Source organism: Micromonospora sp. WMMC241, assembly GCF_027460165.1.
GTDB lineage: Bacteria > Actinomycetota > Actinomycetes > Mycobacteriales > Micromonosporaceae > Micromonospora > Micromonospora humi.
The window spans coordinates 865374-889728 of the sequence record NZ_JAPZBF010000001.1 but is presented as its reverse complement, the minus strand read 5'-3'; the positions used below and the strand labels follow the sequence as shown (position 1 = coordinate 889728).

27 protein-coding genes are annotated in these 24355 nt (G+C 73.9%); 12 read left to right on the top strand and 15 right to left on the bottom strand.

Annotated elements, in window-relative coordinates:
• The first annotated feature begins 12 nt into the window (after positions 1-12).
• Genes sodN through O7598_RS04335 form a run of 3 tightly spaced genes read left to right on the top strand, consistent with a single transcriptional unit; the run spans position 13 to position 1378 of the window.
• Positions 13-417: a superoxide dismutase, Ni gene (gene sodN / locus O7598_RS04345; protein WP_091068755.1), complete on the top strand. Its 405-nt coding sequence runs from the start codon at positions 13-15 to the stop codon at positions 415-417.
• Positions 414-938 carry a GNAT family N-acetyltransferase gene (locus tag O7598_RS04340; RefSeq protein ID WP_269690117.1) on the top strand — a complete coding sequence of 175 codons (525 nt, stop codon included), beginning with the start codon at positions 414-416 and terminating at the stop codon, positions 936-938. Before sodN ends, O7598_RS04340 begins: the two co-directional genes overlap by 4 nt.
• A gap of 32 nt (positions 939-970) precedes the next feature.
• On the top strand, positions 971-1378 hold the full coding sequence (locus tag O7598_RS04335; RefSeq protein ID WP_269690116.1) for an ATP-binding protein: 408 nt from the start codon (positions 971-973) through the stop codon (positions 1376-1378).
• A 67-nt stretch (positions 1379-1445) separates the two neighbouring features.
• Here O7598_RS04335 and O7598_RS04330 read toward each other — a convergent pair whose 3' ends face one another.
• The gene (locus O7598_RS04330; RefSeq protein WP_269690115.1) at positions 1446-1850 is read right to left on the bottom strand and encodes a hypothetical protein; all 405 of its coding nucleotides are present in this window, start codon (positions 1848-1850) and stop codon (positions 1446-1448) included.
• Positions 1851-1893: 43 nt separating this feature from the next.
• Between O7598_RS04330 and O7598_RS04325 the strand changes: the two genes are divergently transcribed.
• Entirely contained in the window at positions 1894-2844 is a 951-nt protein-coding gene (locus O7598_RS04325; RefSeq protein WP_269690114.1) for a diacylglycerol/lipid kinase family protein, read from the top strand.
• Between the two features lie 447 nt (positions 2845-3291).
• Entirely contained in the window at positions 3292-3549 is a 258-nt protein-coding gene (locus tag O7598_RS04320) for a WhiB family transcriptional regulator (protein ID WP_013288358.1), read from the top strand.
• Between the two features lie 63 nt (positions 3550-3612).
• Here O7598_RS04320 and O7598_RS04315 read toward each other — a convergent pair whose 3' ends face one another.
• Genes O7598_RS04315 through O7598_RS04300 form a run of 4 tightly spaced genes read right to left on the bottom strand, consistent with a single transcriptional unit; the run spans position 3613 to position 6951 of the window.
• Positions 3613-4353, bottom strand: coding sequence for a sirohydrochlorin chelatase (locus O7598_RS04315; RefSeq protein WP_269690113.1), 741 nt, complete (start codon positions 4351-4353; stop codon positions 3613-3615).
• On the bottom strand, positions 4335-5099 hold the full coding sequence (locus O7598_RS04310; protein WP_269690112.1) for a phosphoadenylyl-sulfate reductase: 765 nt from the start codon (positions 5097-5099) through the stop codon (positions 4335-4337). The genes O7598_RS04315 and O7598_RS04310 overlap by 19 nt, the downstream gene beginning before the upstream one ends.
• Positions 5096-5254 carry a hypothetical protein gene (locus O7598_RS04305; protein ID WP_269690111.1) on the bottom strand — a complete coding sequence of 53 codons (159 nt, stop codon included), beginning with the start codon at positions 5252-5254 and terminating at the stop codon, positions 5096-5098. The genes O7598_RS04310 and O7598_RS04305 overlap by 4 nt, the downstream gene beginning before the upstream one ends.
• The gene (locus O7598_RS04300) at positions 5251-6951 is read right to left on the bottom strand and encodes a nitrite/sulfite reductase (RefSeq protein ID WP_269690110.1); all 1701 of its coding nucleotides are present in this window, start codon (positions 6949-6951) and stop codon (positions 5251-5253) included. Before O7598_RS04300 ends, O7598_RS04305 begins: the two co-directional genes overlap by 4 nt.
• Before the next feature lie 477 nt (positions 6952-7428).
• Here O7598_RS04300 and O7598_RS04295 point away from each other — a divergent pair, with 477 nt between their 5' ends.
• Positions 7429-9246, top strand: a complete 1818-nt coding sequence (locus O7598_RS04295) for a glycosyltransferase family 39 protein (RefSeq protein WP_442929796.1) — start codon at positions 7429-7431, stop codon at positions 9244-9246.
• Between the two features lie 27 nt (positions 9247-9273).
• Here O7598_RS04295 and O7598_RS04290 read toward each other — a convergent pair whose 3' ends face one another.
• Together O7598_RS04290 and O7598_RS04285 are read right to left on the bottom strand one after the other, a co-directional pair.
• Positions 9274-10821, bottom strand: coding sequence for a PAS domain-containing sensor histidine kinase (locus O7598_RS04290; protein ID WP_269690109.1), 1548 nt, complete (start codon positions 10819-10821; stop codon positions 9274-9276).
• A gap of 24 nt (positions 10822-10845) precedes the next feature.
• Positions 10846-11874 carry an SIS domain-containing protein gene (locus tag O7598_RS04285; protein ID WP_269690108.1) on the bottom strand — a complete coding sequence of 343 codons (1029 nt, stop codon included), beginning with the start codon at positions 11872-11874 and terminating at the stop codon, positions 10846-10848.
• A gap of 191 nt (positions 11875-12065) precedes the next feature.
• Here O7598_RS04285 and O7598_RS04280 point away from each other — a divergent pair, with 191 nt between their 5' ends.
• On the top strand, positions 12066-13673 hold the full coding sequence (locus tag O7598_RS04280) for a tetratricopeptide repeat protein (protein WP_269690107.1): 1608 nt from the start codon (positions 12066-12068) through the stop codon (positions 13671-13673).
• Between the two features lie 87 nt (positions 13674-13760).
• Here O7598_RS04280 and O7598_RS04275 read toward each other — a convergent pair whose 3' ends face one another.
• Positions 13761-15350: an MDR family MFS transporter gene (locus O7598_RS04275; RefSeq protein ID WP_269690106.1), complete on the bottom strand. Its 1590-nt coding sequence runs from the start codon at positions 15348-15350 to the stop codon at positions 13761-13763.
• A 119-nt stretch (positions 15351-15469) separates the two neighbouring features.
• On the opposite strand from O7598_RS04275, the gene O7598_RS04270 reads away from it, so the two are divergent.
• Positions 15470-16039, top strand: a complete 570-nt coding sequence (locus tag O7598_RS04270; protein ID WP_269690105.1) for a TetR/AcrR family transcriptional regulator — start codon at positions 15470-15472, stop codon at positions 16037-16039.
• Positions 16040-16067: 28 nt separating this feature from the next.
• Here the strand turns inward: O7598_RS04270 and O7598_RS04265 are convergent, their stop codons facing one another.
• Positions 16068-16580, bottom strand: a complete 513-nt coding sequence (locus O7598_RS04265) for a GNAT family N-acetyltransferase (RefSeq protein WP_269690104.1) — start codon at positions 16578-16580, stop codon at positions 16068-16070.
• Positions 16577-16792 carry a biotin/lipoyl-binding carrier protein gene (locus O7598_RS04260; protein WP_091068708.1) on the bottom strand — a complete coding sequence of 72 codons (216 nt, stop codon included), beginning with the start codon at positions 16790-16792 and terminating at the stop codon, positions 16577-16579. The genes O7598_RS04265 and O7598_RS04260 overlap by 4 nt, the downstream gene beginning before the upstream one ends.
• Positions 16793-17016: 224 nt before the next feature.
• Between O7598_RS04260 and O7598_RS31425 the strand changes: the two genes are divergently transcribed.
• A complete protein-coding gene (locus O7598_RS31425; protein WP_369700219.1) occupies positions 17017-17091 on the top strand; it encodes a 50S ribosomal protein bL37 in 75 nt (24 codons plus the stop codon).
• Between the two features lie 93 nt (positions 17092-17184).
• Here O7598_RS31425 and rsrA read toward each other — a convergent pair whose 3' ends face one another.
• The 5 genes from rsrA to O7598_RS04235 form a co-directional block, all read right to left on the bottom strand.
• The gene (rsrA, locus tag O7598_RS04255; RefSeq protein WP_091069073.1) at positions 17185-17472 is read right to left on the bottom strand and encodes a mycothiol system anti-sigma-R factor; all 288 of its coding nucleotides are present in this window, start codon (positions 17470-17472) and stop codon (positions 17185-17187) included.
• Between the two features lie 2 nt (positions 17473-17474).
• A complete protein-coding gene (locus O7598_RS04250; protein ID WP_269690103.1) occupies positions 17475-18281 on the bottom strand; it encodes a sigma-70 family RNA polymerase sigma factor in 807 nt (268 codons plus the stop codon).
• A gap of 469 nt (positions 18282-18750) precedes the next feature.
• Positions 18751-19365: an alpha/beta hydrolase family protein gene (locus O7598_RS04245; protein ID WP_269690102.1), complete on the bottom strand. Its 615-nt coding sequence runs from the start codon at positions 19363-19365 to the stop codon at positions 18751-18753.
• A 272-nt stretch (positions 19366-19637) separates the two neighbouring features.
• A complete protein-coding gene (locus O7598_RS04240; protein ID WP_091068696.1) occupies positions 19638-20030 on the bottom strand; it encodes a WhiB family transcriptional regulator in 393 nt (130 codons plus the stop codon).
• Positions 20031-20242: 212 nt separating this feature from the next.
• The gene (locus O7598_RS04235; protein ID WP_269690101.1) at positions 20243-20950 is read right to left on the bottom strand and encodes an SOS response-associated peptidase; all 708 of its coding nucleotides are present in this window, start codon (positions 20948-20950) and stop codon (positions 20243-20245) included.
• A 103-nt stretch (positions 20951-21053) separates the two neighbouring features.
• On the opposite strand from O7598_RS04235, the gene aroA reads away from it, so the two are divergent.
• From aroA to hisN, 3 genes are all read left to right on the top strand, one after another.
• The gene (aroA, locus tag O7598_RS04230; protein WP_269690100.1) at positions 21054-22355 is read left to right on the top strand and encodes a 3-phosphoshikimate 1-carboxyvinyltransferase; all 1302 of its coding nucleotides are present in this window, start codon (positions 21054-21056) and stop codon (positions 22353-22355) included.
• A 204-nt stretch (positions 22356-22559) separates the two neighbouring features.
• Complete coding sequence (gene rsgA / locus O7598_RS04225) at positions 22560-23459, top strand: ribosome small subunit-dependent GTPase A (protein ID WP_269694732.1); 900 nt, start codon at positions 22560-22562, stop codon at positions 23457-23459.
• A 60-nt stretch (positions 23460-23519) separates the two neighbouring features.
• A complete protein-coding gene (gene hisN / locus O7598_RS04220; protein WP_269690099.1) occupies positions 23520-24338 on the top strand; it encodes a histidinol-phosphatase in 819 nt (272 codons plus the stop codon).
• The last annotated feature ends 17 nt before the right edge of the window (positions 24339-24355 follow it).

Below are 24355 nucleotides of genomic sequence, written 5' to 3'. Positions count from 1 at the left end.
TGGAGGACCCTGATGCGCCTTCCTCGCATCCTCATGCCCCGTACGACCGCCAGTGCCCACTGTGACCTGCCCTGCGGTGTCTACGACCCGGCTCAGGCCCGGATCGAGGCCGAGTCGGTCAAAATGATCTGCGAGAAGTACCAGGCGAACACCGATCCGGAGTTCCGCACCCGCGCCATCCTGATCAAGGAGCAGCGGGCCGACCTGGTCAAGCACCACCTGTGGGTGCTCTGGACCGACTACTTCAAGCCGCAGCACTTCGAGAAGTACCCGCACCTGCACCAGCTCTTCAACGAGGCCACCAAGCTGGCCGGCGCGGCCGGCGCCAAGGGTGGCACCGACCCGGCCAAGGCCGACGAACTGCTCTCGAAGATCGACGAGATCTCCAAGATCTTCTGGGAGACCAAGCAGGCGTGACGTCGCCCGCCACGGCACCGACGATCCGGCCGGTACGTCCCGAGGACGTGCCGGCCGTCGTCGTCATGGTGCACGAACTCGCCGCGTACGAGCGCGCACCGGAGCAGTGCCACCTCACCACCGAGCAGCTGCACGCCGCGCTCTTCGGCGGGAACCCGGCGCTGTTCGGGCACGTCGCGGTGGACGCCGAGGACCGGCCGGTGGGCTTCGCCCTCTGGTTCCTCAACTTCTCCACCTGGGCCGGCGTGCACGGCATCTACCTGGAGGATCTCTACGTCCGGCCGGACGCCCGGGGCACCGGCGCCGGCCGGCTGCTGTTGGCCGCCCTGGCCGCGATCTGCGTCGAGCGCGGCTACCGGCGACTCGAGTGGTGGATGATCAACTGGAATCCGGCGGCCCGGTTCTACGCCGCGATCGGCGCCACGCCGATGGACGAGTGGACGCCGTACCGGCTGGCCGGGGCCGCTCTGCGCGATCTCGCCGCACAGGCGACGCCCGCACCCACGCGCCCGGCCGCCTGACCGGGTAGAGTCCCGCACCGGGGGGATGAGGCGTGACTCAACTGACCGGGCAGCCGACGACGGATGACGACGTCGTGCACCTCACCGTGCCCGCCGACGGTGGTTACCTCGGCGTGCTCCGCACCGCCACGGCCGGGCTCGCGGCCCGGCTCCAGTTCGCCCTCGACGAGATCGAGGACCTGCGCATCGCGGTCGACGAGGCGTGCGCCATGCTGCTCGCCATCGCCACCCGCGACGCCGAGCTGGAGTGCCGCTTCGCGGTCACCGAGGACGCGCTCACCGTCGAGGTGACAGTGCCGACCGTGCGAGGGGCCACGCTCCCGTCCGAGTCGTCCTTCGCCTGGAAGGTGCTCACCGCGTTGACCACCTCGGCGGGTGCCCGGGCGTCCGACGGCCGGGCCACCATCTCGCTGCTGACCCGCCGCTCCGGCGGCTTCTGACGGGTCCGGGCCGGGGGTCGCGCCGGCCCGGTGCGACCGGCCACGGCGCGGACGCACCGGTGGGCGGTCAGCGGCCGGCCGGGTCGCCGAAGCCGAGCGCCCGGTTCGTCGGGCCGCTGACCAGCAGTCCGACGACGCCGAGCCCGAGCGCCATCAGTGGCACGCCGAGCCAGCCCATCCCGCCCTGGATCATGAAGAACCCGATCGGCATCAGCATGAGCTGGAGCACGATGGCGGGCGCGCGGGCACCGGCCCGCCGGCGCGACAAGGCCCCACCGAGCGCCCAGAGTGCCGCCGCGCCGCCGACCGCGAACGCGGTCACCAGCAGCGCGGACGTCAGGTCGGTGGTCGTCGCGGTGAGATCCGACCAGATCAGCCACACCGCGACCAGCCCGAGCGCCACCGCCTCGGCGCGCAGCAGGAGCACCGCCGCGCGGAGCGGGCCGGGGAGCGGGTCGGAGTCGATCGTCACGGCCGCCACGATACCGGCGGGTAGGCGCGGTAATGTGCCGCCCATGCGGGCCGTCCTGGTGGTCAATCCGAAGGCCACCACCACAAGCGAGCGCAGCCGGGACGTGCTGGTCCGGGCTCTGCGCAGTGAAGTCGACCTGTCGGTGCGCTACACCCGCCGACGGGGCCACGCCATGGATCTGGCCCGGGAGGCCGCCCAGGAGGGTGTCGACCTGGTGGTCACGCTCGGCGGTGACGGCACGGTCAACGAGGTGGTCAACGGGTTGATGGCGGCGGAGCCGCCGACGTTCCGCACCGGGCCGACGTCGGCCGAGCGACTGCCGGCGCTGGCCACCGTGCCGGGCGGCTCGACGAACGTCTTCGCCCGCGCCCTCGGCCTGCCGCGGGAGTGGCCGGACGGCACCAGCATGATCCTGGAAGGGCTGCGGCTGGGCCGTTCGCGCACCATCGGGTTGGGCCGGGCGGACGACCGCTACTTCACGTTCTGCGCGGGCTTCGGGCTCGACGCGGCCGTCATCCGCCGGGTGGAGCAGGCGCGTAAGCGTGGGCGGGTCTCCACGCCGGCGCTCTACTTCCGCTCCACCGCGAGCCAGTACTTCGTCGGCTCGGACCGCCGGCACCCGCCGATCACGTTGGAGCGTCCGGGTGAGGCCCCGGCGACCGAGCTGGCGACCGCCATCATCCAGAACACCGCGCCGTGGACGTATCTCGGCGACCGGGAGATCAATCCGAATCCGGAGGCGTCGTTCGACCTCGGGCTCGACGTGCTGGCCATCCGGCAGCTCAAGGTGGCGAGCACCGCACGGACGGTGACCCAGTTCTTCTCCCGGCAGCCCGATCCGCACGGCAAGCAGGTGCTCCGGTTGCACGACCTGTCGGAGTTCACGCTGGTCGCGACGCGTCCGCTGCCGTTCCAGCTGGACGGCGACTATCTCGGCGAACGGGAAAAAGTCAGATTCACCTCCGTGCCGGCCGCACTGAGAGTAATCTGCTAGGTCTCGGGTATCCCCGTCGGTTGACGCGGACCTCCCACCGCACAGGGTGAGGTGGCCGCCACGCCGAGGAAGGGTGCCGGAAATGTCAGCAACGTCACGCAGACCGTACTATATTGATCCTCGACTGTGGCACGCCGGGTAACGAGAGCCCTCGTAAACCGGGACAAATGGGTGGTGAGCCCGCTCACTGTTCGGAGTTTTTCCGAGCGTCACCCTTGACATCGCTGTAGTTCGTGAAAGTATTCACAAGCGAACTCGTGTTACCGCGACATTGCCTGGATATGCTCGTCAGGTTGAGCTGTTCCAGCAGGTCCGGGGGCCAGCAGCCTGCTCACGCAGCGCCGAATTGACGGATGCTGACCGTCACCGATCGGCAATGCGGATGCATATAGGAATAGCAACAAAGCGTTATCCAGCCATCCACTAAGAATGAGGAGTGTTGCCGCCATGGACTGGCGCCACGATTCGGTCTGCCGCGACGAGGACCCGGAGCTGTTCTTCCCGATCGGGACGTCCGGTCCGGCCCTCCTGCAGGTGGAGCAGGCGAAGGCCGTCTGCCGGCGCTGCCCCGTGACCGACCAGTGCCTGCAGTGGGCGCTGGAGTCCGGTCAGGACGCCGGCGTCTGGGGCGGGATGAGCGAGGAGGAGCGCCGCGCGGTCAAGCGCCGCGGCGGTCTCCGGGTGCTGCGCGCTCACTCCGCCTGACCCACATCACGCGCGAACGCCCCGGCCGGGATCCCGGCCGGGGCGTCGCGCTGTCCGCTCCGGTCAGTCCGCTGCCGCCGTCACCCGTCGACGCACCAGGTCGGCCAGTTCCGGCAGGTCGGTGAGCGGTTCGGCGACCGCCACCGCGCCCGCCGAGCGGGCCGCCGCGCGTACCCCGTCGTGGAACCGGCCCGGGGCCAGGAAGTAGGCCGCCACCGCGACCCGGCGGGCGCCCGCCGCGCGCAGCCGCGTCACCGCGCCGCCGACCTCCGGGGGCGCCGCCGAGGCGTACGAGACGCGGCAGGGCACGCCCAGGCCGGCGCCGAGCGCCGCGGCCACCCGGCCCACCGAGGCGCGGGCACCGGGATCGCGGGTGCCGGCCGCGGCCAGCACCACCGCGTCCGCGTCCACGCCGGCCGCCTCGCCCAGCCGGCGCCGCAGCGCGGCCAGCAACCGGCCGTCGACCACGCCGCCGGTCGGGCCCAGCACCTCCGTCACCCGCACGTCGAGGCCGGCGCCGGCCGCCGCCACCGCCGCCGGGATGTCCACCTTCCGGTGGTACGCGGCGGTCAGCAGCAACGGCACCAGCACCACCCGGGAGTGCCCGTCGGCGGCCAGGTCGCGCAGCACGTCGGCCGGCCCGGGATCGGTGTGGTCGAGCCAGCTCGGCAGCACCGGCCGGCCCGGGCAGGCGGTCGCCACCGCCCGGGCCAGCGCCCGGGTCGCCTCCGCCGCGCGCGGGTCACGGCTGCCGTGCGCCACCAGCACCACAGGCGGCACGCCCGTCAGGTGTGCAGGCCGCACTCGGTCTTCTCGAACATCGCCCACCGGCCGGCCCGAGGGTCCTCCCCCGCCTTCGTCCGGCGGGTGCACGGCCAGCAGCCGATCGAGCCGTAGCCCCGGGCGAACAGCTCGTTGACCGGGATGTCGTGGCGGGCCACGTACGCGTCCACCTCGCGCTGCGTCCAGGCCGCGATCGGGTTCACCTTGACCTTGCCGCGTCGCGGGTCGAACCCGACCACGGGCGTGTTGGCCCGGGTCGGCGACTCGTCCCGGCGCAGCCCGGCGGCCCAGGCGTCGTACCCGGCCAGCGCCCGCTCCAACGGCTCCACCTTACGCAGCTGGCAGCACTCGTCCGGGGACCTGTTGAACAGGCGGGGGCCGTATTGGCCGTCCTGCTGGCCGACCGTCATCCGGGGCCGGATCGAGCGGACCCGCACCGGCATCCGCCGGGCCACCTCGTCGCGCACCCGGAGCGTCTCCGGGAAGTGCAGGCCGGTGTCCAGGAACACCACGTCGACGCCGGGGGCGACCCGGGACACCAGGTGCGCCACCACGCCGTCCGCCATCGAGCTGGTCACGCAGAACCGGTCGCCGAACGTCTGCGCCGCCCAGCGGGCGATCTCCAGCGCGGGCGCGTCCGCCAGCTCCCGCCCGGCCTCCTCGGCCAGCGCGCGCAGCTCCTCCGGATCCCGCCGGGCCTCGTCCACCGGGACGGTCGCTGTCGCGCCGACCAGACCCAGGCCGGTGGCGGAGAGCAGGCCGGTCACCGGTCCACCGCCCGGCTCAGCAGGCCGGTGAACTTCACCGAGAAGACCCGCGCGCAGGCGTGGCACTCCCAGGCGCCGTGCCCGGCCTCGTGCGGTCGCAGGTCCTCCTCGCCGCAGTACGGGCAGTAGAGAGGCGCAGATCGGGCATCACTCATCGGAGTTCCTCCTCGTCGACTCTGATCACCCAGTTGGCGAAGCTCTCGCCGTCGGTCCGGCCGGCCAGATAGCGGCGGGCCAGCCGTTCCACGTACTCCGGAAGCTCGTCGGCGGTCGTCTTCAGGCCACGCAGCTTGCGGCCGAAGCCGGCGGTCTGCCCGGCGGCCATGCCGAGCCCGCCGCCGAGGTGCACCTGGAAACCCTCGACCTGCCGGCCGTCCGGACCGACCACGAGCTGTCCCTTGAGCCCGATGTCCGCGACCTGGGTGCGGGCGCAGGCGTTCGGGCAGCCGTTGAGGTGGATGGAGATGTCCGCGTCGAAGTCGCGCAGCCGCTCCTCCAGGCGGGCCACCAGTTCCTCGCCGCGCCGCTTGGTCTCCACGATGGCCAGCTTGCAGAACTCGATGCCGGTGCAGGCCATGGTGCCGCGCCGCCAGGCCGACGGCCGGGCCTCCAAGCCGATCCCGCGCAGCGCCGTCACCAGCTCCTCGGTCCGCTCCGGCGCCACGTCCAGCACGAGCAGTTTCTGGTACGGCGTGAGCCGCACCCGGTCGCTGCCGTGCGCCTCGACCACGTCGGCCAGCGCGGCGAGCTGGGTGCCGGAGACCCGGCCCACCACCGGGGCCGCGCCCACGTAGTTGGCGCCGTCGCGCTGCGGGTGCACGCCGATGTGGTCGACCGGCTTCGCCGGCAGCTCCGCGGCCGGCCCGTCGAGCAGGGCCCGGCCCAGGTAGTCCTTCTCCAGCACCTCGCGGAAACGTTCCACGCCCCAGTCGGCGACCAGGAACTTCAACCGGGCCCGGTTGCGCAGGCGGCGGTAGCCGTAGTCGCGGAAGATGCCGACCACGCCGGCCCACACGTCCGGCACCTCGTGCAGCGGCACCCAGACGCCGAGCCGCTTGGCCAGCATCGGGTTGGTGGAGAGCCCGCCGCCGACCCACACGTCGAAGCCCGGCCCGTGCTCCGGGTGGTCCACCCCGAGCAACGCGATGTCGTTCGCCTCGTACGGCGTGTCGACCAGCCAGGAGATCGAGGTCTTGAACTTGCGGGGCAGGTTGGAGAACTGCTTGTCGCCGACGTACCGGCGGACGATCTCGTCGATCGCGGGGGTGGGGTCGAGCAGCTCGTCGCGGGCCACGCCGGCGACCGGGCTGCCGAGCACGATCCGGGGGCAGTCGCCGCACGCCTCGGTGGTCTGCAGGCCGACCGCCTCCAGCCGGCGCCAGATCTCCGGCATGTCCTCGACCCGGATCCAGTGGTACTGGATGTTCTGCCGGTCGGTGATGTCGGCGGTGTCCCGGGCGAACTCCCGGGAGATCTCGGCGATCACCCGGAGCTGGGCCAGGCTGAGCTGACCGCCGTCCACCCGGACCCGGAGCATGAAGAACTCGTCCTCCAGCTCGTGCGGCTCCAGCACGGCGGTGCGTCCGCCGTCGATGCCGGCCTTGCGCTGGGTGTAGAGGCCCCACCAACGGAACCGGCCGCGCAGGTCCTGCGGGTCGATCGAGGCGAAGCCCCGGTGGGCGTAGATGTTCTCGATCCGGTCCCGCACGTTCAGCGGGTCGTCGTCCTTCTTGATCCGCTCGTTGGGGTTGAGCGGCTCGCGGTGCCCGAGCGCCCACTGGCCCTCGCCGCGCGGCCGGCGGGCGGGGGAAGCCGGCTGGTCCGGGCGGGTGGGGGTGCTGCTGACCGCCATCGCGGCGTCCTCCGTTTGTCTGCTGCGGTGCCTGGGAGCGCGGACGCGACGGCCGGCCCTTCAAAGGGCCGTGGACGGCGATGTCGATGACGGCCGGCGCGGGTACGCGCCCGAGACGGATGGGTCGGGCGTCGTCAGTGGGCCGGACAGATCGCGCTGCGCACGCGGCCGTAGTCGACGTGGCGACGGGCCACGAAGCGGCGGACGACAGCGGCGGTCATGTGCCTCATGCTGCCACACCGCGGCAGGCCCGACCACCGCCCGACCCCCTGATCCCACATCACGGGCGCTCCTCACCTCGATCGACGCCCGTCCACCCCCCCAGCCCCGTGACCAGCATCACCCCCACCCCCCGCCGCCGTGATCAAGGAGTTCGTCGCGAACTCCTTGGTCACCTCCGGGGTCGTCGGTGGACCGGTGGGGGTGGAATCGGCGGAGCGGGGTGGTGGGGGCGGTCGGGCGTGTGACGCTGCGAGGGTGAGCGCGTTCACGGGGCCCGCGCCCGACCGAGCCCGCCTCGGTTGGGTGGTGTGGGCGGTCCCCGGACTGCTCACGCTGGCGGTCACACTGGTCGGGATCGGCCACGCGCAGCTCTGGCGGGACGAGTTGGCCACCTGGAGCGCCGCCACCCGCCCCCTTCCCGACCTGCTCCGCCTGACCCGCACCATCGACGCCGCCACCGGCCCGTACTACCTGCTCATGCACGCCTGGACCGCACTGGCCGGCACCTCGCCCACCGCGCTGCGCCTGCCCTCCGCGCTCGCCATGGCCGGCGCCGCCGCACTGACCGCCCGCCTCGGCGCGCGCCTCGCCGGTGACCGGGCCGGGCTGCTGGCCGGGCTGCTGTTCAGCGTGCTGCCGGCCACCTCGCGGTACGGCCAGGAGGCCCGCCCGTACGCGCTCGCCACGCTGCTCGCCGTGCTCGCCACGCTGCTGCTGGTGGACGCGCTGCACCGGCCGACGTGGCGGCGCTGGGCCGGGTACGCCGTCGCGGTCGCCGCGCTCGGCCTGCTCCACCTCATCGCGCTCACCCTGCTCGCCGCGCACGCCGTGGCGGTGCTGCTGACCGCCGCACACCCACAGCGTTCCACCCACGCCGGACACCGACCGCGAGTGGAACGCCATGGGTGTCACGGCGCCCGGGAGACACCCGTGGCGTTCCACTCGTCGGCGACATCGACCGCGGGTGGAACGCCATGGGTGTCACCGCGCGACGCGAGCGACGAGCACGACGCGAGCGGCGAGCGCGACGCGAACCCGCCCGGCGGCCCTGGAACGCAGCCGAGGGACGTGGGCGGCACGGATCGGGGCGGCCCCGGGGCACCGGCGACGGGCCGGCGACTGCTCGCGTGGTGGCTGCTGGCGCTGGTGCCGGCCGTCGTGCTCGTCGTCCCGCTGGCACTTGTCGCCCGGGGCCAGCGCGGCCGGCAGCTCGACTGGGTGGACCCGGCGCGCCTGCCGGATCTGGCCTCGCTGCCCGGCGGGCTGGCGCAGAGCGGCGTGGTGGGTGGGTTCGTGCTGGCTCTCGCCGCGCTCGGCGCGGTCCGGCTCGGCCGGCCGGCGCTGCTACCCGGGGCGGCGGTGCTGCTGCCGGTGCTGCTGCTCTTCGCCGCCGGCACGGTGGTGCCGCTCTGGGTGACCCGCTACCTGGTCTTCACCCTGCCGTTCGCCTGCCTGCTGGCCGGGGCCGCGCTGGCCGGAACGGCGCCGACCGGCACCGGTCCCGCCGCGGCGGGACAGCCCGAACCAGGACCAGCTCGAACCAGCCCGACCCGACCACCACCGCCCGGACCAGGAGCGGCCGGCACGGGATCGGCCGGCGGGCGGCTCGGGGCGGCGGCGGCCGTGGTCGCCCTGGCCGGGCTGCTCGGCCTGCCCGACCAGGCGGCGTTGCGCCGAACCCACGAGTGGCCCCGCAGCGCCCCGGTGGACTACGCGGGCGCGGCCCGGATCGTCGCCGGAGGCCAGCGACCGGGAGACGCGATCGTCTACTCGCCCCGCGACGGGTGGCTCTTCCCGGACCTGGGCCTGGCGTACCACCTCGGATCGCGGCGACCGCGTGACGTGCTGGTGGTGCGCGACCAGCGGGCGAACGCGAGCCTCTGGGCCGTCGAGTGCGGCGACCCGGCCCGCTGCCTGGCCGGCGTGGACCGGGTCTGGCTGGTGGTCACCGGTCGCCGGGCGGACCCGCTGGCGGCGGTGCCCGGTGTCGAGGGCGAGGCGCTGCGCGACGGCTTCACGGTCCGCCAGGTCTGGCCCCGCCCGGGCCTCACGGTGGCCCTGCTCGCCAGGTGAACGCCCGGACCGCCGCCGACCCGAGGCTCAGCCGGACAGGCGGTCGGTGGTGCCCCGGGCCAGCGGTACGACGAGGACCGCCTCGGTGCCGCCGGCCGCGCCGTCGCGCAGCGCGATGGTGCCGCGCAGCTCGCCGGTGACGAGCGCCCGGACGATCTGGAGCCCCAGGTTGCCGCCGCGCTCGGCGTCGAACTGGCCGGGCAGGCCCCGGCCGTTGTCGGTGACCGAGACGTGCAGTTCCTTGCGCAGCCGGTGCACCGAGACCACCACCTCGGGACGCGGCGCGTCGGCCGGTGCGGGTTCGGCCTCCTCGCCGGCCGGCGGGAAGCCGTGCTCGACGGCGTTGAGCAGCAACTCGTTGAGCACCATCACCAGCGAGGTGGCGATCTCGGCGGGCAGTATGCCGAAGCTGCCCCTGCGGCGCATGCCGACGGTCACCTCGGTGGCGGCCACCTCGGTCGCGGCGCTGGCCACCCGGTCCACGATGCCGTCGAACTCCACCGCCTCGTCGCTGGACATGGAGAGCGTCTCGTGCACCAGCGCGATGGAGGCGACCCGGCGTACCGACTCCTCCAGCGCGACCCGCGCCTCGGGCATGGCCACCCGGCGGGCCTGGAGGCGCAGCAGCGCGGCGACGGTCTGCAGGTTGTTCTTCACCCGGTGGTGGATCTCCCGGATGGTGGCGTCCTTGGTGATCAGGGCGCGGTCGCGGCGGCGTACCTCGGTGATGTCGCGGACCAGCACCAGCGCGCCGATCGGCACCCCGGCGGGCATCAGCGGCAGCGCCCGGGTCAGCATGGTGGCGCCCCGGGCGTCGATCTCCCGCCGGGGCGGTGCCTCGCCGCGCAGCGCGGCGAGCACCGCGTTGCCCGCGTCGGTGCCTTCGAGGGGGTCGCCGGCCAGCCGGCGGTGCAGCTTGGCCAGGTCCTCCCCGACCAGGTGGGACGCGTAACCCAGCCGGCGGTACGCGGACTGGGCGTTCGGGCTGGCGTAGGTGACCTTGCCGTTGGCGTCCAGCCGCACCAGGCCGTCGCCGACCCGGGGCGCGGAGGTGGTCTCGCCCGGGTGCCGGGGCGGCGGGAACGTGCCGTCGGCGATCATCTGGGCGAGGTCGTCCGCGGTGGTCAGGTAGTTCAGTTCGAGCTGGCTCGGGGTGCGCGCGGTGGAGAGGTTGGTGTCCCGGCCGACCACGGCGATGACCTCGCCGTTCTCCCCGTCGCCGGTGCGCAGCCGCACCGGGATGGCCTCGTGCCGGGCCGGCACGTCGCCGTACCAGACCGGGTCGCCCTCCCGCCAGATCCGCCCCTGCCGGTGGGCGACCTCCAGGTGCGCCACCTCGGGGCCGCCCACGATGCGACCGACCTGGTCGTCGAGGTAGGCGGTGGGGGCGGTGGTGGGGCGCACCTGGGCCACGCAGAGAAAGGTGCCGTCGCCGTCCACCGGCACCCAGAGCAGCAGGTCGGCGAAGGAGAGGTCGGACAGCAGCTGCCAGTCACCGGCGATGCGGTGCAGGTGGTCGATGTCGGCCGGCCGGAGCGCGGTGTGCTCCTCGGCGAGGTCACGGAGGGTGGACACGCCTCACAGCGTGCCACGCCCGGCTCACATCGTCGCGGTGACCTTCTTCAAGCCGCGCGGTGCGTCCGGATCCTCGCCCCGGGCCAGCGCCAGGGCCAGCGCGAGCCGTTGCAGCGGCAGGATGTCGAGCAGCGGGGCGTAGCGCTCGTCGACGTCCGGCACCGCCATCCGGGTGGTGCCGACGTCCGCGGAGCCGACCACCACCACGTCGGCGCGGCGCTCGCCGAGCCGGGGCAGCACCTCGCGCATCGACGTGCCGCCGGGCCCGGAACCGACCACGGCGAGCACCGGCACGTCCGGGTCGGTCATGGCGAGCGGGCCGTGCAGCAGGTCGGCGCCGGAGAAGGCGAGCGCCGGCAGGTAGGACGTCTCCATCAGCTTCAGCGCCGCCTCCCGGGCGGTCGGGTACGCGTAGCCCCGGCCGGTGGTGACGAGCTGGGCGGCGAACCGGTAGCGCGGGGCGAGCCGGGCCGGGGTGTCGTCGGCCAGCGTGCGCGCGGCCAGCTCGGGCAGCCGGGCCAGGGCGGCCCGTTCGTCGGCCGGCAGCGCGCCGTCGCCGGCGCGTACCCCCTCGACCAGCATGAGCAGCGCGAGCAGCTCGGCGGTGTAGGTCTTGGTGGCGGCGACCGCGCGCTCGTGGCCGGCGGCGATGTCCACGCTGAGTTCGGCGGTCTCCACCAGCGGCGAGTCGGGGTTGTTGGTGACCGCGAGGGTGAGCGCGCCGGAGGCACGGGCCACCCGGAGCACCTCGGCGAGGTCGGGCGAGCCGCCGCTCTGGCTGACGCCGACGACGAGCGCGTCGGAGAGGTCGGGGCGGGCGCCGAAGAGGGTGACCGCGCTGGGCGAGGCGAGCCCGGCGGGGAGCCCGAGGCGGATCTCGGTGAGGTAGGCGGCGTAGAGCGCGGCGTGGTCGGAGGTGCCCCGGGCGGTGAAGACCACGTGGCGGGGTCGCCGCTCGGCGACGACGGCCGCGACCTCGGCGATCGCCGTGGCGTGCTCGGTGGAGAGCAGCCGCTCGTAGCCCGCCGGCTGCTCGTCGATGTCGGCTGCCATGCCGGCCCCTGGACGCGTCACCCCGCACCCCCTTCTGCGCGATTGCCGCGCGTTCGATGCTCAGTCTTGCACGTTTCTGCCACCAGAAGCAAAACAACGAGCACTACTGCGCAGTGGATCACCATTGGTTGGCAAGATCCCCTACGCTGGCCCGGCTGAACCGACAGACCCGCCGGCGATGAAAGGACGACGTGCCCGAGGACGACGCCGCGCTCTCCGCGGAGGAGGAACTCGCGCTGGCCCGGCTGGCGCTGGGCGAGGGCGACCTCAAGCACGCCGCCGACCACGTCGCCGCCGCGCTGGTGCGCTCCCCCACCCTGCCCGAGGCGCACGAGACGCTCACCCGGCTCGCCGCGGCCAGCGGCGGCGACCTGGACCTCTTCCCGCTCGGCCAGCACGCCTTCGTCGGCGCCGTGGTGGCCCGCGCGCACCTGCTCGCCGCCGCAGGCCGGCCCGCCGAAGGACTCGACCTGCTGGCCGCCGCCACCGGCTACGCCCCCGGGGCGCCGTGGGCCGCCGTGCCCTGGGTGACCGCGGCCGACCTGCCCGAGCGTCTCGACCCGGAACGCACCGCCCGGATCCTCATGCAGGTCTGCGCCGCCACGCCCGACCCCGTCCCGCGCCGGCTGCACGAACCGCTGCTGCCCTACCTCACCCTGGCCCGCAACGCGATCGCCGTGCACCCCGCGCACCCGCTGCTGCTGGGCGCGGCGTCCGCGCTGGCCCGGCGCCTCGGCGAGGTCGCCCTCGCGGTCGGCTGGGCCACCCGGGGGGTACGCGCGAAGCCCACCAAACTCGGCGAGGTGTGGCTCGGGTACGCGTACCGCAGCGCCGGCCGCCCCACCGACGCGCTCGCCGCGCTGGAACGGGCGGTCGCGCTCGACCCGGACGACCTGGCGGTCTACGCGGACATCGCCGGCACGCTGGCCGACCACGGCAAGCTCGACGCGGCGCTGGTGTGGGTCGACCGGGCGTTGGCCAAGGACCCGACCTTCGACTGCGCCGTGCACACCGCGCACCGGCTGCGCTTCCAGCGCGACGGCGACGTGGACCACCTGGTGGCGCTCGCCGACTTCGTCCGGGACCACCCGGACGACTCGCACGAGCACGGGGACCTCGCCGAGTGCTGCCGTGGACGCCCGTGGCTCGGCCAGGTCACCCCCGCCGGCCCGGATCCCGTCCCCGCGCCGTCCGCCGACGCCGCGCGCCCGTCGGCGAACGCGGTACGGCGGCTCCAGCAACTGGCCCACCCGGCCTGGCCGCACCCGCCGGCCGCCTACGACGCCGCGGTCGGGCTGGCCACGCTGGACCTGGCCGACCTGCTCGGCCTCGTGACGTATCCGCCGGACGCGCCGTCCACCGCGCTGGGCCGGGTGCTCGGCGACCAGGACCCGGCGCTCTGGGCGCGCTGCGCGCAGGTCTGGGCCTGCCTCGGCCTGCTGCATCACCGCACCGACGAGCCGTGGGCGGAGTCGACGCGCCGCCGGGTGTTGCGGGAACTCGCCGGGGGCGAGCCGGGGCCGGTCGCCGAGGCGGCACTGTTCGCCCTGGTCACGGCCGCCTGGGTGGACCCGGCCGTACGCGCCGACGTGGCCTCGATGGTGGCCGGGCGGCTCGCCGAGGCGGCCTCCGGCCCGGCCCGGCGCACCCCGGAGGCGGTGTCGCTGGCGCACCTGGCCCGGGCCACCCCGGCCCTCGACCCGGCCACCCGGGCCACCGCCGACTCGGTGGTCGCCGACGCCGGTGCCGGCCCGCTACGCCGGCTGTGGCGACGCCTCGCCGCCCTGTTCCGCCGCTGAGCGCGCCGCGCGGCGTTGCGGCGTTGCGGCGTTAAGAGGGGGCCCCGGTACAACGCCAGGCGTTAACCGGGGCCCCCTCCTTACACCTCAGACGGGGGCCTTGCCGAGTGCCACCTCGGCCTCGTCCTCGGGGGTGGCGCCGGCGGGCGGGACGTCGTTCGTCGCGCGCAGCGGCACCTCCTTGATGAACCAGGCGAGCACCGGGACCGCCACGGTGAAGAAGACGGCCCAGAGGAAGACGTGCGAGATCGCGTCGGAGAGCGCGCCGAGCACCAGTTCCCGTGCCGGGCCGGTGAGCTCCTTGAGCTTCTCCAGGTCCATCGCGCCGCCCTCGCCGCCGCCCTTGCCGGCGAACGCCGGGCCGGCCGGCGAGTCGGCCAGCCGGTTGGCGAAGACGGCGCCGAAGAGCGAGACGCCGAACGAGCCACCGATGGACCGGAAGAAGGTGGCCGCGCCGCTCGCCGCGCCCAGGTCCTTCTGCTCGACGCTGTTCTGCGCGATCAGCATCGAGGTCTGCATGAGGAAGCCCATGCCCACGCCGAGCACGACCATGTAGAGCGAGGACTGCGCCTTGCTGGTGTCGAGGTCGAGCAGGCTGAGCAGGCCCATGCCGAGCGCCATCACCACGCCACCGATGATCGGGAAGGCACGGTAGCGGCCGGTCTTGGTGATCGTCCGGCCGACCACCAGCGAGACCACGAGCATGCCGAACATCAGCGGGAGCAGCAGCAGGCCGCTGTTGGTGGCCGAGGCGCCCTGCACGGTCTGCTGGTAGAGCGGCAGGAAGTTCATCGCGCCGAACATGGCGAAGCCGAGCAGGAAGCCGATCACCGAGATGAGGGCGAAGTTGCGGTTGGTGAACAGGCCGAGCGGCAGGATCGGCTCGGGCACCCGCCGCTCCACCAGCGCGAACGCGGCCAGCGCGAGCGCGGCCAGCACGGCCAGGCCGAGGATCTGCGGCGAGGCCCAGGGGTACTCGTTGCCGCCCCAGGTGGTGACCAGCACGATCGCGGTGATGCCGACGGAGAGAAGTGCTGCGCCCAGCCAGTCGATCTTGTGCTCGGTACGGTACTTCGGCAGGTGCATGGTGGTGGCGAGGACCAGCAGCGCCACACCGCCGAGCGGCAGGTTCACGTAGAACGCCCAGCGCCAGGAGAGGTGGTCGGTGATGAAGCCGCCGACCAGCGGCCCGGCCACCATGGCGATGGCCATGATGCCGGCGATCATGCCCTGGTAGCGGCCCCGCTCGCGAGGCGGGACCAGGTCACCGATGATCGCCATCACGCCGACCATCAACCCGCCCGCGCCGAGGCCCTGGACCGCCCGGAACGCGATCAGCTCGATCATGCCGCGGTCGGTGCCGCCGAAGACGCCGGAGCCGGACATGCCGCAGAGGGCGGAGCCGACGAGGAAGACGACCACCGCGGTGAGGAAGACCGCCTTGCGGCCGTAGAGGTCACCGAGCTTGCCCCAGATCGGGGTGGAGACCGTGGTGCCCAGCACGTACGCGGTGACCACCCAGGTGAAGTGGTCCGCGCCGCCGAACTCGAAGACGATGCGCGGCAGCGCGGTGCTGACGATCATGTTGTCGAGCATCGCGAGCATCATCGCGATCATCAGGCCGAACAGGACGACCCGGACGTTCGGTTTCGCGGTGACCGGGGTTGGTTGACTCATGGGTAGGCTCCCCCGCAGATCGGTGATCGACTTACTTGCCGCCCGGCTAGTTGACTTACCAGCCGCACGGTAAGCTCGATGCGAGGACAACGTCAAGCGGATTGGAAGGTGTCGGTCGGGTGAGCGAGAGCACAGGCGGCACACGGCAACGGATCCAGGCCGTCGCGCTGGAGCTCTTCACCGAGCAGGGGTACGAGAAGACCTCGCTGCGGGAGATCGCCGAGCGACTCAACGTGACCAAGGCCGCGCTCTACTACCACTTCAAGAGCAAGGACGAGATCGTCACCAGCTTCGCCGACGACCGACTGCGGCGGATGGACGAACTGATCGCCTGGGCTGCCGAGCAGCCGGCCACGCTGGAGACCCGACGCACCCTCATCGGCCGGTACGCGGACAGCATGTTCGCCGGCGAGCTGCCCAAGGTGATGCGTTTCTTCGAGCAGAACCAGACCCTGCTGAAGAGCCTCGTCGTCGGTCAGCAGATGCGTGACCGGATGATGCGGCTCGCCGGTGAGTTGAGCCGCGGCGACGAGTCGCCCGCCGCGCAGCTGCGCGCCGCGCTCACCCTGTTCGCGGTGCACAGCAGCTGGTTCGCGGTGCGCACCCCGGGGGTCACCGACGAGGAGCGCAAGAAGATCGCCTTGGAGGTGGCCGACGAGCTGCTCGCCAAGATCGGCGACGGCGACTGAGCCGGCGACCGGGACGGCGCGGGCCGGCTCAGCGCGCGGCGGTCAGGTCCAGGCGCAGGCCGAGCAGCTCGACGCCGGGCGCCGGGGTCCAGTCCTTCTCCGGCGCGCGGACGAACCCGAGCCGGTCGTAGAGCCGGCGCGCGCTCGCCGACATGCCGGCACGCACGCAGATCACCACGGCCACGCACCCCAGCTCGGTGGCGCGCGCCACGCACGCCTCCGCCAGTGCCGCGCCGGCACCCCGGCCCTGCGCGGCCGGATCGACCGCGAGCATCCGGAACTCGGCCTCGCCGGGCCCGGCGAGTTCCGCGTACGGGGTGCCGGGCAGCACGAACGTCACCGAGCCGAGCACCGCGCCGGTGGGCTCGTCCACCGCGACCAGCACCTCACCGGTCGCCGCCCGGCCGGCCACGTCGGCGAGCACCGCTTCGTACCCGGTCTCGGCCTTGAGCTGGCCGTCCGCCTCGTACGCGGCCACCGTCAGGCGGGCCACCGCCGGGAAGTCCGCCGGCCGGACGCGGCGGACGAGCGGGCCGGTCAACCGATCACCGCGATCAGGTCGCCGTCCTGCACCACGTCGCCCTCGTTCACCGCGAGCTGCTGCACCACGCCGTCGGACTCGGCGACCACCGGGATCTCCATCTTCATCGACTCCAGGATCACCAGCGTGTCACCCTCGGACACGGTGTCCCCGGCCGACGCGACGACCTTCCAGACGTTCGCCACCATCTCGGCGCGGATCTCCTCGGCCATCTCCGGGCCCTCCCTCAAGTCCGACGGTCCTGCGAACGTATCCAACCATGACCCCGGTCACGCCGGCCCGCTGACCACCGGCCCGCGACGCGGCCCCACCGCGCCCGGCGCGGCAGCGGCGGCACTAGCATCGTGCGGGTCGGCATCCGGCGATCCGCCGGCCGCACGCGACCTCCGCCGCGCTCGCCCGCGGCCGGACCCTGACCAGTACGAGGAGGCAGAGCATGGCGAAGAAGGCCCGGAAGAAGAAGGCCCGGAAGAAGAGCGGCGCCAACCACGGCAAGCGCCCCAACTCCTGATCACCGATCAGCGACGCCGGCCCCGGGGCCGGACACACCGGTGGCCCGGGTCCACGTGGACCCGGGCCACCGGTGTCTGATCGGTCGCCGACCTCAGTCGGCCAGCTCGCGGGACTCGCTGGTCTCGAACACCACCAGCTCGGTCAGCCGCAGCCGGAGCCGCTCGCGCAGCTTCTCGGGCGCCGCCTCGTTGCCGCAGCACCGGGCGACCAGCGCCTTGACCTCCTGCTCGATGCCGTACTCGCGCAGGCACGGCCCGCACTCGTCCAGGTGGTGCCGGATCAGCACCCGACGCTCCTCGCCGCACTCCAGGTCGAGGTAGAGGTAGACCTCGGCGAGCACCTCACGGCAGTCCGTCTCGTGCGGTTGTCCACAGCTCACGGTCACACCTCCCGGCCGGCGGCGGCGGTCGAACCCTTCGACGGCGCGGCGCTGAACCCGCGCTCCGCCGCGTAACGCTCCAGGAGCTTCCGCAGATTGCGTCGGCCGCGGTGCAGGCGGGACATCACGGTGCCGATCGGCGTGCCCATGATGTCGGCGACCTCCTTGTAGGAGAAGCCCTCGACGTCGGTCAGGTAGACCGCCAGGCGGAACTCCTCCGGCAACTGCTGGAGGGCCTCCTTGACGTCGCTGTCCGGCAGCCGGTCGAGCGCCTCGGTCTCGGCCGAGCGCAGGCCGCTGGACGTGTGCGACTCCGCCTCGGCGAGCTGCCAGTCGGTGATCTCGTCGGTCGGCGCCTGCACCGGCTGGCGCTGCCGCTTCCGGTAGGAGTTGATGTAGGTGTTGGTCAGGATCCGGTACAGCCAGGCCTTCAGGTTGGTGCCCTGCTCGAACTGGTGGAAGGCCGCGTACGCCTTCAGGTAGGTCTCCTGGACCAGGTCCTCGGCATCCGCCGGGTTGCGGGTCATCCGCAGCCCGGCAGCGTAGAGCTGGTCGACGAAGGGCATCGCGTCCCGCTCGAAGCGGGCCCTGCGCTCGTCCGTCTTCTCGGTGGTCAACCGCACATCCCCTCGCGTCGGATGCTTTCCCGCCGAGGATACGCGTACCCGCCTGGCGGCAGATTCACTTCCCGAGTGTGTGCCGGTGCTCACGGCCGACGCCGCCGCGGGCCACTCCGGCGCGTCGAGCAGCCGCCGGAGCTGCCGTTCGTCCCGTTCGTCCCGCTCCCGGCTCCGTGTCTCGATCGGCACCGGTCACCCCCCTCGCGCTGACAATGTCGTCCCAGGGGGGTCAACGCGGACCACGGGCCGCCGCATTCCGCCACGCCCGCCGCGGCTTCCGGCTCCCCGCTGTCGTCACCCCGAGCCGTCGCCGATCCGCCCTTGCCCTGCAGCCACCCACGCAGCACCGCATTGAGCAGAAACTTCGCCTGATCGGCCGAGGCGTCGGAGGCGACACCGAGGAAGTCTTGGAAAACGACGGCCCCTATAGGGGCCATTTCGTACCAAGATCTCCAAGACGTCGAGGCGGAGCGGCCACCCGTCCCGGCCCCAGCCTCGGCCGCGACCGACGCTGGGACCAGGAAGGGCCTGGGAGGTGGTCCCGGCCCCGCCCGAACCGGGCGGACGGCACCAACCGGTGCAACGACCGCCCACCAGGGACGGTCACGCACACCGATGCCGACGCCCGAGGCAGGACGGCTTCCGCCTCAGGCCGAGGTCACGGCAGCCAACCCCGGGCGGCGAGCCACCCGCGTACCACCTCGGCCGTGCCGGTCGGATCCCGTCGCAGGTCGTGCCGCTCCCCCGGCCGGACGACCACCTCGATCCCGGGCCCGGCACCGGGTACGCCGAACGGGTCCCGGTCACCGTTGACCACCAGCGTGGGCAGGCCGGTGCCCAGCTCGCCGGCCCGGGAACGCTCCGGCCGTCCGGGCGGGTGCAGCGGGAACGCCAACGCCACCACACCCGCCGCCCCGACCGCGCCGGCGGTCCGGCAGGCCACCCGCGCGCCACTGGACCGGCCGCCCACCACCCAGCGGCCGGCCTCCGGCAGGCGTCGACGCAGCTCGGCCAGCACCACGGCCCACGCCTCGTCCAGGTGCCCGGCCGGCGCGGGCGCGCGCCGCCCGGCGACCCGGTAGGGCTGGGTCACCAGCGCCACCCCCGCCCCGGCGCCGCACACCGCGTCGCGGACCGCCACGAGATCCGGCGCGTCGACGTCGCCGCCCGCGCCGTGACCCAGTACCAGCACGGTGCCGCCGGCCACCGACGGCGGGTCGAGCCGGATGCGGGCCGGTCCCCTCGGTGTGTCGATCTCGTCGTCGTGCCGCATCGGCCCATTCTGCGCACGGCACATCGCCCGGCGACGGCAGACCCGGCGACAGCCGTCGCCGCCGGACCGATCCGGCACCCAGACGCCATCGCCACCCAGACGCCATCGCCACCCGGCCGGCACGCAGACGCCATCTCCGCCGGGTCGACCCGACGCGGAAACGCCGTCGCCGGCTGAACCGTCCCGGGCGGCAGCTCCGTCGCCGGCCGGACCGCCCCGGGCGCCAGCTTCGTCGATCGTGGCCGGCAGGCGGGCCACGGGCGACGTCGGCGTCAGCTCAGCGGCACCAGGGTGAGCAGGCGGTCGCGCACCGGCGGACCGGGCTCGTCGACCGCGTCCGGATCCGGCTGCACCTCGCTGCGCCAGGCGACAAGCATGGCCCGCCGTTCCCGCGGCGTGGTGCCGCCCCAGACGCCGTGGCAGTCGCCCACCTCCAGCGCCCAGGCCAGACAGGAGCCCTGCACGTCGCAGGTGCGGCAGAGCGCCACCGCCGCGTCGGCCGGCTCGTTGGGCGCCGGGAAGAACGTCTCCGGATCGACGCTCTGGCAGGTTCCCCTGGTGCGCCACGCCTCGTCCTGGCGCCGTTCGCGCAAGGCCCGCAACAGGCGCGGATCACGCCGCGCGGCGGCCACCTCGTGCGGGCGCGGCATGCGTGCCCGTGTCAATACACCCACCTCCCCCGTGGGACCGGCGAAGATCTTGCTAGAGATCGATGGATGTCATCCGCCCCGTGCGAACAGACGCCCATCACCGGCGCTGTGTTCTATCGCACTCGCGTACGCGGGGACAAGTGTCTTCGGTAAACATGACTAAACGGCCGGGCGACGTATCAGGCGCAACCCCGGCAAATCAGCACTCGACAATGTGCTGAGTGTGATCAGAACAGCGTCGGTTCGGAGTCGGCCTCCACACCCGCCGGCACCACCCGGGCGATCAGCTCCGGGCCGTCGTTGCGGACGTCGCCGACCGCCGTCGAGACCGGTCGGATCTCCAACCCGGCCAGCTGCCCGGTGTCGGGCGGAACGAGCAACGCGGCCGGATCGTCGGTCGGGCCGAGCCAGGACGCCCACCGCTCCCGGGGCAGCAGCAGCGGCATCCGGTCGTGCACCTCCGCCAGCTCGCCGAGGGCCGCGGTGGTCAGCACGCTGAACGTGAGCCGGGACGACCCGGTCGACTCCCAGACCGACCAGATGCCCGCGAAGGCCAGCACCGAGCCGTCGCGCGGGGTCATGAAGTAGGGCTGCCGGCCGCCGTCGGGCCGACGGACCCACTCGTACCACCCGTCGGCCGGGACCAGGCAGCGACGGCGGGCGAACGACGGGGCGTAGGCCCGGCTGGTGGCGACCGTCTCGGCCCGCGCGTTGATCATCCGGGCGGCGCCGGTCGCGCTGCGGGACCACTGCGGAAGCAGCCCCCAGCGGCCCAGCGAGAGCAGCCGGTGCCCCTCGGGCGCGAGCCGCACCAACGGCGCGGGATCGGTCGGCGCGACGTTGAAGTCGGGCCCGACCGCACCGGCCGGGTCGGCCGCCTCGAACAGCGCGCTCAGGTCGCCCGCGCTCCGGGTCGTCGCGTACCTCCCGCACATGGCGCCCACGCTAGCCCCACCCGGCCGATCCGGCTGTCCCGCCCACCGGGAGCAGGCCCGACGACCGGTCCCACCGGCGGTGCCGGGTTGGCAGAATGGGGGCGTGGGGAATCTGACCGCTACGCGTCCGCCGCAGCCGTGGACCGCGCCGACCGCGAGCGACCCGGTCGCCGCGACGCTGCGCCTGCCCGGCTCCAAGTCGATGACCGCCCGGGCCCTGGTGCTCGCCGCGCTGGCCAGCGGGCCGTCGACGCTCGACCGGCCGCTGCGCGCCCGGGACACCGAGCTGATGGCCGGTGGCCTGCGCGCGCTGGGGTCGCACGTGTCGATCTCCGACGACGAACGCTGGCTGGTCCGGCCGCACCCGCCGGTCGGCCCGGCGCACGTCGACGTCGGCATGGCCGGCACCGTGATGCGTTTCCTGCCCCCGGTGGCCGGGCTGGCCGCCGGCCGGGTCACGTTCGACGGCGACCCGCACGCCCGCACCCGCCCGCTCGGCCCGCTGATCGACGCGCTGCGCGCGCTCGGCGTCCGCATCGACGCCCCGCCGGTCGGCAGCCTGCCGCTGGTCGTCCTGGGCGCCGGCCGGGTGGCCGGCGGCGAGGTGGTCATCGACGCCTCCGCGTCCAGTCAGCTGGTCTCCGGGCTGCTGCTCGCCGGGCCCCGCTTCGACCGGGGCGTGGTAGTCCGGCACCAGGGCCCACCGGTGCCCTCCGCGCCGCACGTGCGGATGACCGTGCAGATGCTGCGCGCCGCCGGGGCGGCGGTGGACGACACCACCCCCGACGTCTGGGTGGTCGAGCCCGGCCCGCTCACCGGGCGCGGCTGGGAGATCGAACCCGACCTCTCCGGCGCCGCGCCGTTCTTCGCCGCCGCCCTGGTCACCGGCGGTGAGGTCACCCTCCAGGGCTGGCCGCGCAGCAGCCTCCAGCCGGTCGAACGGCTGCGCGAGCTGCTGCACCGGATGGGCGGCGAAGTGACCCTCGGCACCGACGGGCTGCGGGTGCGGGGCACCGGCACGGTGCGCGGCCTCGACGCCGACCTCTCCGACGTCGGTGAGCTGACCCCGGTGCTGACCGCGCTCACCCTGCTGGCCGACACGCCGTCCCGGCTGACCGGCATCGGCCACATCCGGGGCCACGAGACCGACCGGGTCACCGCGCTGGCCAAGGAGTTCACGGCGCTGGGCGCCGACATCACCGAGACCCGCGACGGCCTGGAGATCCGGCCCCGCCCGCTGCGCGGCGGGACCTTCCGGACGTACGCCGACCACCGGATGGCGCACGCCGCGGCGGTCGCCGGGCTGGCCGTCCCCGGCATCGAGGTCGACGACGTGACGTGCACCTCGAAGACCATGCCGGAGTTCCCGGCACTATGGTCGGGGATGGTGACCGGCAAGAACTGACAGCGGGGGGACGTCCTGGCGACCAGGCGGCGGGAGTACGACGAGGACGACGTCCGGGTGCGCCCCGGCCGGTCGTCGCGGCCCCGCACCCGCACCCGGCCCCGCCACGACGACGCGGTCGACGGGTTCGTGATCGCGGTCGACCGGGGTCGCTACACCTGCGTCCGGCCGGACGCCGGCCTCGACGATCCGGTCGTCACCGCCATGCGCGCCCGCGAGCTGGGCCGCAAGTCGGTGGTGGTGGGCGACCGGGTGGGGCTGGTCGGTGACGTCTCCGGCGCGCCCGGCGCGCTGGCCCGCATCGTGCGCATCGCCGAGCGCACCTCCGTGCTGCGGCGCACCGCCGACGACGACGACACCACCGCCGAGGGGCGGCTGGAGCGGGTGGTGGTGGCGAACGCCGACCAGTTGGTGATCGTCAGCGCGCTTGCCGACCCGCCGCCGCGTACCGGGTTCATCGACCGCTGCCTGGTGGCCGCGTACGACGCCGGCATCGAGCCGCTGCTCTGCCTGACCAAGGCCGACCTGGCCGGCCCGGAGGCGGTGCTCGGCTACTACACCGAGCTGGAGCTGCCGTACGTGCTGGTCCGGCCGGGCTCCGAGCTGGCCGATCTGCGCACGCTGCTCGCCGGGCGGGTCTCGGTGATGGTGGGGCACTCCGGGGTGGGCAAGTCGACGCTCGTCAACCGCCTCGTCCCGGAGGCGGAGCGGGCGGTCGGCACGGTCAGCGCGATCGGCCGGGGCCGGCACACCTCGACGAGCGCGGTGGCGCTGCGCCTGCCGCCGGAGCCGGGCGCGCGGGCCGGCGGCGACCCGGGCTGGATCGTCGACACCCCGGGGGTGCGCAGCTTCGGGCTGGCGCACGTCTCCGCGGAGAGCCTGCTGCACGGCTTCCCCGACCTGGTCGAGGCGACCGTCGACTGCCCGGCCAACTGCCCGCACACCGCCGACGAGGCGACCTGCGCGCTGGACGCCTGGGTCGCCGCCGGCAAGGCGGACCCGCGCCGGCTGGCCTCGTACCGCCGGTTGCTGGCCTCGCAGAGCGGCGAGGGCGACGCGCGCGAGCCGGAGCGCAACCCCGGCGATCCGCTCGCCGGTTCCTGACCGGCGGACCGCGCGGCACCCGCCGGCACCGTCCGCCGCGGCGGCGCTAGCGTGTCGACCATGACCGGGTACGCCGACGACCTCGCCCTCGCCCACCTGCTCGCCGACGCCGCGGACGCGGTCTCGTCGGCCCGGTTCCGTGCGCTCGACCTGCGGGTGGAGTCGAAGCCGGACCTGACGCCGGTATCCGACGCGGACACCGCCGTGGAGCGGGAGATCCGCGCGCTGCTGGCCACCCACCGTCCCGCCGACGGCCTGCTCGGCGAGGAGTACGGGGAGCAGCCGGCGGCCGGCCCGAACGGGCGGCGCTGGGTGGTCGACCCGATCGACGGGACCAAGAACTTCGTCCGGGGCGTACCGGTCTGGGCCACCCTGATCGCGCTGCTGGAGCACGACCGGCCGGTGCTCGGGCTGGTCTCCGCGCCGGCGCTGGGCCGGCGCTGGTGGGGCGCGCTCGGCGCGGGCGCGTTCGCCGGCGCCGGCGCGGCGGACGGCACGCCGATCCGGGTCTCGGGTGTCTCGGCGCTGGCCGACGCGAGCGTCTGCTACTCCTCGCTGACCGGTTGGGAACAGGCCGGCCGGCTGGACGCGATGCTCCAGCTCATGCGGGACACCTGGCGCAGCCGGGCGTACGGCGACTTCTACGGCTACATGCTGCTGGCCGAGGGCGCGTTGGACGTGATGGTGGAGCCGGAGCTGTCGCTGTGGGACGTCGCCGCGCTGGTGCCGATCGTCACCGAGGCGGGGGGCCGGTTCACCGACCTGGCCGGGCGACCCGCGCCGGCCGGCGTCGACGCCGCCGACATCAGCGCCGTGGCCAGCAACGGCCGGCTGCACGAGGACATCCTGGGCCGGCTCGGCCGGCCGGCCGAGCGCTGAGGGGACCCGAGCCTCTA